Raw genomic sequence first — 1,636 nt, 5'->3', positions numbered from 1 at the left:
TGGAGTCGACCATGCCCTTGAAGCCGGTGAAGTCGACGCTGACGAAGTGGTCGATGTGGATGCCGGTCAGCTGCTCGACCGTCGTCCACAGGCAGCTGATCCCGCCGAGGCTCATGGCCTCGCCGATCATGCCGAGGTGCGCGTCGTAGCCGGGCTTGTCGTCGGTGGGCGCGCACGCGGGCAGGTCCAGGTAGCTGTCCCGGGGGATGTTCACCAGCGTCGCGCCGTCGTGGTCCGGGGAGATGTGCGCGATGATCAGCGTGTCGGGGCGCTCGCCTTCGGCGGCGCCGTAGTTGGCGTTCTCGCCGGTGCGCACGTCGGAGCCGATGACCATGATGTTCACCGCCCCGTCGACCTTCGTGGGGCGGTCGCCGAAGGCGTCGGTGTCGATGCTCTCCGCGCTGATATTGCCGTAGATGTCGTAGTACGCCCCGTAGGCGGTCAGGCTGCTGGCGATCAGCAGGGCGGTCGCACCGATCGCCACCCAGCCGCCGCGGGTCAGCTGTTCCCACGGGCGGGCGGCGGAGTCGGGCGCCTTCTTCGGGACGCGTGCGGGCATGGCGGCACCAACGATCTGGTTAGAGGGGGACGAACCCGCGCCGGCGAGGAGGTCGCCGGCGCGGGTGTATGCGGGGATGCTACGCCGATTCGGCGGGGTCAGGCGGGCGGGTCAGGATTCGCCGCCACCTCCCGGCGGACTCAGCCGCACTGGCTGGTCTCCTCCGCGGCGCTGCGGGCGTTGTCGCGGACGGAGTCGGGGACGCCGGCCGAACCGCCCATCCCGTTCCAGTCACCGCCCAGCACGAGCTGGACCGTGGTGCCGAGTCCGGCATTCTCCTCGGTCGCGGCGGTCCCGAGCTCGTCGGCCACCGCGGTCGCGTGCGGCTCCTGGCCGGGGCCGTAGTAGACGGTGGTGGTGTCGGTCGGCCCGGTGGCGGGGTTGCCGGTTCCGGTGACCACGAAGCCCTGGGCGGTCAGCTGCTCGGAGACCTGGTTGGCGAGCCCGCTGACGTCGGTGCCGTTGAGGACCTCGACGGCGACGTCGCCAGGCGCGACCGCCGGGGCCTCGGACGCGCCGCCGCCGCCGTCACCACCGCCATCGTCCTGGCCGCCGTCCGACTCGGCCTCCGCGGAGAGGTCCACGTCCTGGGCGACCGCCTGGAAGAGCTCGCCGGCCTCCGGCTCGGTCCAGGCGATCCGGTTCTCGTCCAGCGGGTGCGGGCCGTTGGGCACCGTGAGGAACTGGACGCGCGCCATGTCGACCTCGCGCATGGCGATGGCGATGTCGGCCATGGCGTCGACGGTGAACTCGTCGTCGGTGGTGATGGATTCGGTGACCGAGCCCAGGAACGCGTACAGGTTGGCCGGGCTCGCGAGGACCTCGCTGCTCATCACCTGGCGGAGCATGGCGCCCATGAACTCCTGCTGGCGGTCGATGCGCGAGATGTCGCTGCCGTCGCCCTGGGCGTAGCGGGACCGCACGTAGGCCAGGGCCTGTTCGCCGTCCAGCGTCTGCTCACCCGCCTCCAGGTCCAGTTTCGCCTTCTCGTCCTGCACGGCCGCGGGGATGCACATCTCGACGCCGCCGATGGAGTCGACCATGCCCTTGAAGCCGGTGAAGTCGACGCTGACGAAG

The 1,636-nt window shown here is 70.9% G+C and carries 2 protein-coding genes; both read right to left on the bottom strand.

The features are described from left to right. On the bottom strand, positions 1-559 hold a 559-nt coding region (locus DEF28_RS26445; protein WP_199493570.1), incomplete at its 3' end, for an LCP family protein. 140 nt (positions 560-699) lie between these two features. Then, positions 700-1,636 (bottom strand): LCP family protein (locus tag DEF28_RS26440; protein WP_147281110.1); only part of this gene is annotated, 937 nt, incomplete at its 5' end.

The organism is Marinitenerispora sediminis, from assembly GCF_003336425.1.
Lineage (GTDB): Bacteria > Actinomycetota > Actinomycetes > Streptosporangiales > Streptosporangiaceae > Marinitenerispora > Marinitenerispora sediminis.
Note: the sequence above shows the minus strand (reverse complement) of the source record. Positions and strands in the feature narration are given on the sequence as shown.